The sequence below is a fragment of the Brucella sp. JSBI001 genome, from assembly GCF_026014005.1.
Taxonomy (GTDB): domain Bacteria; phylum Pseudomonadota; class Alphaproteobacteria; order Rhizobiales; family Rhizobiaceae; genus Brucella; species Brucella anthropi.
The window spans coordinates 2,655,288-2,662,500 of record NZ_CP110339.1 but is presented as its reverse complement, the minus strand read 5'-3'; the positions used below and the strand labels follow the sequence as shown (position 1 = coordinate 2,662,500).

Sequence of the window (7,213 nt, the reverse complement as noted above, 5' to 3'; positions counted from 1 at the left end):
CAGATCCGGCGACGGCTCTGGATAATATCATGCGCGCAGCGACACTGGCCGTGCACGATGCAGGACTGGATGTCTCTATATTGAATGAGACCTGCGCCGTGTTCGGGCTCGCAGGCGCAAACTCGCTCCCGGACAAGGATCGCGTGGAACAGAGCCTGCCTTTCGGCAAGGTGAAGATCGTTTCCGACGCTGTTACCGCCCTGCAAGGTGCGCTCGGTCAGAAAGACGGTGCCGTCGTCATTCTCGGCACCGGCTCGGTGTTCGTCAAAAGAGAAGAAGACGCCTTCGAGATTATCGGCGGACGCGGCTTCATGTTGAGCGATCATGCGGGCGGCGCGCGGCTTGGTCGTGAACTTCTTGAAGAAACGCTGCTTGCTCTGGACGGCATGACAGAGCACACGGAACTTGCCGATGCCGTGCTGGCACGGTTCAACGGTGACATGCGCCAGATCATAACCTTTTCGCGCACGGCGACGGCCGCAGACTACGCCGCCTTCGCTCCTATCGTTTTTGACTATGTGCATAAGGGCGATGCGCTCGGCCTTTCGATCCTGCAACGCGCCTGCTCTTATATTGCCCGCGGTCTGGATCGGCTCGGTATAGAGACGCTTGGCCGGTTCAGCCTGACGGGAGGCCTCGCCTCATCCTATGCAGCACTGCCATTTCTACCGCATCGGGAACGCTTTCGGCCCGCGCTTGGCGATGCGTTGCAGGGAGCATTATCGCTCGCCTTGCTGGCCAATGGACGAGATTAGTCGCCAGAACGCCATGCGCCATCGCGGATGTTCCACACTATAGAAGTCACGCATCGTGCATTCCAAAAATCGATACCGATTTTCGGGCCGATGCTGTAGCGGCAAAAAGACTTGTCGCGGCGGGGTTTACCCCCTAACTTCTTATATACAGGCACTCACAGATATTCGGCCTGATCTTGCGAAACGGTGCCAGCTCACGCTGGCGGCGTGTGTGGCGTATTCTTTTCATGCATTTCCGGACGAAACCGGTTTCCGTTCCCAGAGGAAATGCTCCACAGGGGTGGCATGCTGACTAAAAAGGGCAAATATGGCCTGAAAGCCATGGTGCATCTGGCGGGCGTTACAGATGGACAGCTGGTTTCGGCCAGCGAAATCGCCGAGAAGCACCATATACCGCGCAAGTTTCTCGACAATATTTTTACCGAACTTCGCAATGCCGGCTTCGTTCTTAGTCGCAAGGGCAAGGGCGGTGGCTTCTGTCTGGCCCGCCCGGCCCACGAGATTGCCATCGGCAATATCATCCGCGCGCTCGACGGCGCGCTTGCCCCCATCGCCTGCGCCAGCAAGACAGACTATCGCCCATGTGACGATTGCGATGAGGACGAATGCGAGGTGCGCCATATGATGCTCGATGTGCGCGAAGCCATCGCCAGCGTTCTGGATCATCGGACGCTAGCCGACAGCAAGGCTCTGGATATAGCCTCACTGTCAGAATAGGCCTCAAGCCGCGGCGGCCGACCAGTTCGGGAACGGATCGTTCAGCCCCGACCAGCGCTCTGGCACGAAGTCTTCTTCCTCAAGAAGACATTGATCCAGCTCATCGATGAGCGCATCTTCCTGCATCGGATCGACACCGATGAACACAATCTCCTGACGCCGATCACCCCACACCTTATGGAAATATGGCTCCATGGCGCGCTGCCATTCGGGTTCCGCCGGCCAGTATTGCTTCGGCACGGATGACCACCAGCGCCCCCTTTTTCCGGTGCGGACCAACGCGCCCGCCTGACTGATTTCACCGACAAAATCCGGACGGGTGGCAAGCCAGAAGAAGCCTTTCGCCCGCACGACACCCGGCCAGCCCTTGTCGATGAACGATTGAAACCGTTCGGGATCGAAGGGACGTCGCGCACGATAGACAAAGGAGCGAACGCCATATTCCTCGGTCTCGGGCGTATGCGAGGCAAAGCCGTGCAACTCCTTGTACCAGAGCGGATGCTCATGCGCCTTGTTGAAGTCGAAAAGCTTCGTGTCCAGTATGGCGTCAAGCGACACTTCACCGAAATCGACCTCCTCGATGCGGGCATCGGGATTGAGCGAGCGGATGACCTTGTGCGCCAGATCACGCTCCTCTTTTGAAGCGGTCGATATCTTGTTCAGCACGACGACATCGGCGAACTCGATCTGTTCAACCAGAAGATCGACAAGCGTGCGCTCGTCATCTTCACCAAGGGATTCGCCGCGATCGCGCAGAAAATCGCTCGATGCATAATCCTTCAGCAGATTGGCGGCATCAACAACTGTCACCATCGTATCGAGCCGGGCAACGTCCGAAAGACTGTTGCCCTTCTCGTCGCGAAACTCGAACGTGGCGGCAACCGGCAGTGGCTCGGCTATGCCGGTCGATTCGATCAGCAGATAATCGAAGCGTCCCTGAGCTGCCAGTTGTGAAACCTCCTTCAGGAGATCATCGCGCAATGTGCAGCAGATGCAGCCATTGGTCATTTCGACCAGCTGTTCATCCGTGCGGGAGAGATTGGCGCCGCCCTCACGAACGAGGGCGGCATCTATATTCACTTCACTCATATCATTGACGATCACCGCGACGCGGCGGTTCTCGCGATTATTGAGCACGTGATTGAGCAGTGTCGTCTTTCCGGCCCCGAGAAAACCGGACAAGACCGTAACGGGCAGTCTCTTTCTCATGACTCCGTTCCTCATCAAACTGGGTAGGATCAATCGTGATGGTGGTGATCGAGGTTGAAGGTCAGCGTGGTGAAATAGCTGAGCTTGTCAGCTTCCTTTGAATCAGACAGCGGCCTGGAATAACCCGCCCCAACGACATTGAGACCCGCGTTGCGGATATTGATCCTGGCGATGCCTTCCGCGTCGGTTTTCACCGGCGCTGCGTGACTGTCATTGACATAATCCGCCGTGACCTCGACGCCTTCCACCGGCTTTCCGTCAAACAGAACCTGCACGGGAAGCTCGTTGCCCGCCTCCAATATTGTCGGGTCCATCAACGGAACGATTTCGAAAGGCAAACCTTGGGCTTCTGGCTTTTTGCGCAGATGATCCAGAATGGCGACAGCAAATTTCTGACTCTGACTGGACTGTTTTGCGCCCGGCACTTCCGATTTCGGCTTGTTGACCCACTTGCCGTCCGGACCCTCGGCCCAGAAGCCATTGTCGAATGTGCCGCTGACCACGACTGCATCCTTGGGCACGCTCAGCAGGGCATGATCTTCCTGTCGTTTGATCTCGACGGCGACATCCTTGCCCTCTCCATTCTTGGCCGTAACCGTCTTGAGCTTCTGCGGGTCATAGGCCTCATCGCTTGCGCCGTGACCGTAAACAACCGCCTGCGTTCCGTGACGTTCTGCAATCCAGATTCCATGAGCACCCGCGATTGCGGGAGCAAGAAAAGTCAAAACGGCACCAGCCTGAAGCGCCTTCACAAAGCTACGCATTCTCTTCTCCTTAATGTTATATCATAACAGGTTTAGTGGTGAAAATAGGCGGCCTGAGCCGCCTTTGAGTGTCGAAATGCAAGTTTCGATCCGCTTCAATCAGGTCGAGGCGCACTCATTAGAGCATGTCTCCCGAAAGTGGGAACCGGTTTCGGGATAAAGACATGCTGAAAACAAACAGATAGAGGATTTCCAATGATTCAATTAAAACAGGAAATGCTCTAGTGCCGGGCTGCCCGTAAGTTAAAGCAGGGTCCAGCCCGGCACCGTTGCGACCGCTACCAAGTTATGGGCGTGCACCTGGCGAGGGCGCGGTCGCAGCTGTTGGCCCTATTTCGACAGACAGTCCTTCAACGAATCCGCCAGATTGCGAATGAGCTGCGGATAGAGATCCGGACCATCCTTCAGCTCTGCCCCCAGCGGATCGAGAACGCCTGTCCTGGCATCCGTTCCTTCGATAACTGTATTCACCAGCTTCGGTTCGAACTGCGGTTCGGAGAACACGCAGGTTGCGCCAAGCGATTTGATCTTCTCGTGAATTTCCTTGATGCGCGCGGCACCCGGCGCCTTTTCCGGGCTCACCGTGATTGATCCGGCCGCCTTCACACCGAAACGATTTTCGAAATACTGGTATGCATCATGGAAGACGATAAACGGCTTGTCCTTTACCGGCTCCAGTTCGCTGGCGACTTCCTTGGTCAGCGCGTCAATCTTCTCGCCATAGTCCTTGGCGTTCTTTTCATATTGCGCAGCGTGTTCGGGGTCGCTTTCGCCGAGCGTCTTGGCGATATCCGCCGCCAGAACCTTTCCGTTTTGCGGGTCGAGCCAGAAATGCAGATCATATTCACTGTGACCATGGTGATGGTCATGCCCGCTTTCCGATGCTTCGGCGGCATGATTGTGCCCCTTGTCGGCATCGGCGGCATCCTTCTTGTCATCGTGAGCATGGTCATGACCTTCGGCACCATGGTTGTGACCTTCATGGCCATGGTCATGCGCTTCGAACGGACCACCTTCACGGAACTTCAGCTTGGTCAGGCCATCCGCTTCACCAAGAGCGACAACCTTTGCGCCATCGCCAAGTGTATCGATGGGCTTGTCGAGGAAGGTTTCCATCGACGGCCCAGCCCAGAAAATCACCTTGGCGTGCTCGATTGCTTCGGCATCGGAGGGTTTCAGGCTGTAGACATGTTCGGAACCCGCACCCTGAACGATCAGTTTCGGCTCGCCCACACCCTGCATGACTGCGGAAACAATGGAATGGAGCGGTTTGATCGAGACCACGACGCCGTCGCGTTCTGCCGCAAGTGAGACATTTGCCGTACTAGCCAGAAATGCCGAGGCTAGGAGGAGGGAGCGGAGATGTTTCATAGTCTCTCTCTTGTACGATTGGGGAGGGGCACCATATTCATGTGATATGTTATTTTATTACGTCAGTTGCGTTATGCTATAACGTCTGTCATAAGGTGAGGCAACCCCCATTTTGGAAAAATCACAGCGGCGGTTGCGCAATAGAGCGGCAACGGAAAAAGACGCTGGGAAAAATTTCGAATCGGCGGATGATCCGTGCGTGGGACACGAACATACAGGCATTGAAAGCCCGGAATAAATGAGCAGGAAGACCGCCCTCCCCGCCGAAAAAGCGCGGGAAACATTGATTGAACTGAAAGATGCCGGCGTCTATCGCGACGGGCGCTGGCTCGTGCGCAATGTCGACCTGAGTGTTGAGCGCGGGGAGATCGTCACCCTGATCGGTCCGAATGGCGCGGGCAAGAGTACCGCCGCCAAGATGGCGCTGCGCATCCTGAAACCAGACGAAGGCAGCGTGATCCACGCGCCGGGCCTGCGCATCGGCTATGTGCCGCAAAAGATCAATATCGACCGCACGTTGCCGCTTTCGGTCGAGCGCCTGATGACCCTGACGGGGCCTCTCTCGCGCGAGGATACCGAGACGGCCTTGGAAGTGGTGGGCATTCCGCATCTGGCCAAGGCGGAAATCGCTAATCTGTCAGGCGGCGAGTTCCAGCGTGCGCTGATGGCGCGCGCACTCGCGCGCAAACCGGACCTCATGGTGCTGGACGAACCGGTGCAGGGCGTCGACTTTTCCGGCGAAGCTGCATTGTACGAACTGATTGCGAAACTGCGCGACGACACAGGCTGCGGCGTGCTGCTGATTTCGCACGACCTGCATCTGGTCATGGCGGCGACCGACCGCGTCATCTGCCTCAACGGGCATGTATGCTGCAGCGGGACGCCGCGCGATGTGACGGCGAGCCCTGAATATATGCGGCTGTTTGGCAGCCGGGCCGTCGGACCGCTTGCCGTTTATGAGCATCATCACGATCACACGCATCTGCCGGACGGGCGCGTGCTTCATGCCGACGGTTCCGTGACGGATCACTGCCACGCCGATGACGGCCATCATCATGACCATGAACACGGGCATGATCATGAACATCATCATCACGAAGGGAGCGCGCCGCGTGCTTGACGATTTCTTCACCCGCGCCATCATCGCCGGTGTCGGGCTTGCGCTCACGACCGGACCGCTCGGCTGCTTCATCGTCTGGCGGCGCATGGCCTATTTCGGCGATACCATGGCGCATTCCGCCCTGCTCGGCGTGGCGCTGGCGCTCATTTTCGACATCAATATGATGATCGGCGTGTTCGCCGTTGCCGTGGCGATTTCAGCCATTCTGCTGCTCTTGCAGCGCCGACACACATTGTCGGCGGATTCGCTGCTCGGCATCCTGTCCCATGCCACGCTGTCGCTTGGCCTCGTCCTCGTTGCCTTCATGACATGGGTGCGCGTCGACCTGCTGTCGTTCCTGTTCGGCGATATTCTGGCTGTCTCGCGAATGGATATCGCCTTCATCTATGGCGGCGGGGTATTTGTGCTGGCGGTTCTGGCCTGGCTGTGGCGCCCTTTCCTTGCCGCTACCGTCAGCGAGGATATTGCCCGCGCCGAAGGTATGAACCCTGCCCTGTCGCGCATTGTTTTCATGCTGCTTCTGGCCATCGTCATCGCCATTGCGATGAAGATCGTCGGAATTCTATTGATCACCTCGCTGCTGATCATTCCGGCAGCAACGGCACGCCGCTTTTCTTCCACACCCGAACAGATGGCCATTCTGGCCTCACTGATCGGGGCTGCGGGGGTTATCGGCGGACTTTATGGTTCCATTCATTTCGACACGCCATCCGGCCCTTCCATTGTGGTCGCGGCGCTTGCCATTTTCATTTTGAGCCTGCTACCCCTACATAAGAGGGAAAAGGCATCACCGAAACGGATCGCTGGACAATGAGCACGCATCACCATCATCACGCCCCGCAGGACCTCACCCGCAATCAGACACTGGTTTTCGACGTTTTGTCCAAAGCGGAAGGCCCACTCAGCGCCTATACGATCCTCGACCAGCTGCGTGACGACGGTTTCCGCGCGCCGCTGCAGGTCTATCGCGCACTGGAAAAGCTGCTCGATTACGGGATGATTCATCGCCTTGAAAGCCTCAACGCCTTCGTTGCCTGCGCGCACCCGCAATGCCATCAGCAGGGTCTGGTGGCTTTCGCGATTTGCGAGAAATGCGGTCAGGTGACGGAATTCTCCGACGCGGCGATCGAGAACCTTGTCAGCGCCTGGAGCCTTCAGAACGGTTTCAAGTCGCGCAAGACGACACTGGAGCTGCGCGGCCTCTGCGAAGCCTGTGGCGAGCACTGACAAACAGGAACCTGTTCAAGGTAACCATGTCCGCAAAATCCCGGTTTAAA

Annotated in this window: 8 protein-coding genes (1 of these 8 running past the window's edge); 5 read left to right on the top strand and 3 right to left on the bottom strand. The window is 57.3% G+C overall.

Going from position 1 to position 7,213, the window contains the following annotated elements:
- Both LJ361_RS12590 and LJ361_RS12585 read left to right on the top strand, forming a co-directional pair.
- Window positions 1-755: the 3' portion of a BadF/BadG/BcrA/BcrD ATPase family protein gene (locus tag LJ361_RS12590; protein ID WP_264811646.1), read on the top strand. The gene continues 127 nt to the left of window position 1, outside the view; the window shows 755 of its 882 coding nt (coding positions 128-882); its start codon lies off the left edge, out of view; the stop codon is at window positions 753-755.
- Between the two features lie 285 nt (window positions 756-1,040).
- A complete protein-coding gene (locus LJ361_RS12585) occupies window positions 1,041-1,472 on the top strand; it encodes an RrF2 family transcriptional regulator (protein ID WP_010660764.1) in 432 nt (143 codons plus the stop codon).
- A gap of 3 nt (window positions 1,473-1,475) precedes the next feature.
- Here LJ361_RS12585 and zigA read toward each other — a convergent pair whose 3' ends face one another.
- From zigA to znuA, 3 genes are all read right to left on the bottom strand, one after another.
- A complete protein-coding gene (zigA, locus tag LJ361_RS12580; RefSeq protein ID WP_012093487.1) occupies window positions 1,476-2,681 on the bottom strand; it encodes a zinc metallochaperone GTPase ZigA in 1,206 nt (401 codons plus the stop codon).
- Window positions 2,682-2,710: 29 nt separating this feature from the next.
- Window positions 2,711-3,445 carry a DUF4198 domain-containing protein gene (locus tag LJ361_RS12575; protein WP_010660762.1) on the bottom strand — a complete coding sequence of 245 codons (735 nt, stop codon included), beginning with the start codon at window positions 3,443-3,445 and terminating at the stop codon, window positions 2,711-2,713.
- 330 nt (window positions 3,446-3,775) lie between these two features.
- A complete protein-coding gene (gene znuA / locus LJ361_RS12570; RefSeq protein ID WP_151576800.1) occupies window positions 3,776-4,816 on the bottom strand; it encodes a zinc ABC transporter substrate-binding protein ZnuA in 1,041 nt (346 codons plus the stop codon).
- 238 nt (window positions 4,817-5,054) lie between these two features.
- Here znuA and LJ361_RS12565 point away from each other — a divergent pair, with 238 nt between their 5' ends.
- The 3 genes from LJ361_RS12565 to LJ361_RS12555 are packed head-to-tail and all read left to right on the top strand — an operon-like array spanning window position 5,055 to window position 7,163.
- Window positions 5,055-5,936, top strand: a complete 882-nt coding sequence (locus LJ361_RS12565; protein WP_094515883.1) for a metal ABC transporter ATP-binding protein — start codon at window positions 5,055-5,057, stop codon at window positions 5,934-5,936.
- Window positions 5,890-6,750, top strand: a complete 861-nt coding sequence (znuB, locus tag LJ361_RS12560) for a zinc ABC transporter permease subunit ZnuB (RefSeq protein WP_094515882.1) — start codon at window positions 5,890-5,892, stop codon at window positions 6,748-6,750. The genes LJ361_RS12565 and znuB overlap by 47 nt, the downstream gene beginning before the upstream one ends.
- Window positions 6,747-7,163, top strand: coding sequence for a Fur family transcriptional regulator (locus LJ361_RS12555; RefSeq protein ID WP_010660758.1), 417 nt, complete (start codon window positions 6,747-6,749; stop codon window positions 7,161-7,163). Before znuB ends, LJ361_RS12555 begins: the two co-directional genes overlap by 4 nt.
- Window positions 7,164-7,213: the final 50 nt, after the last annotated feature.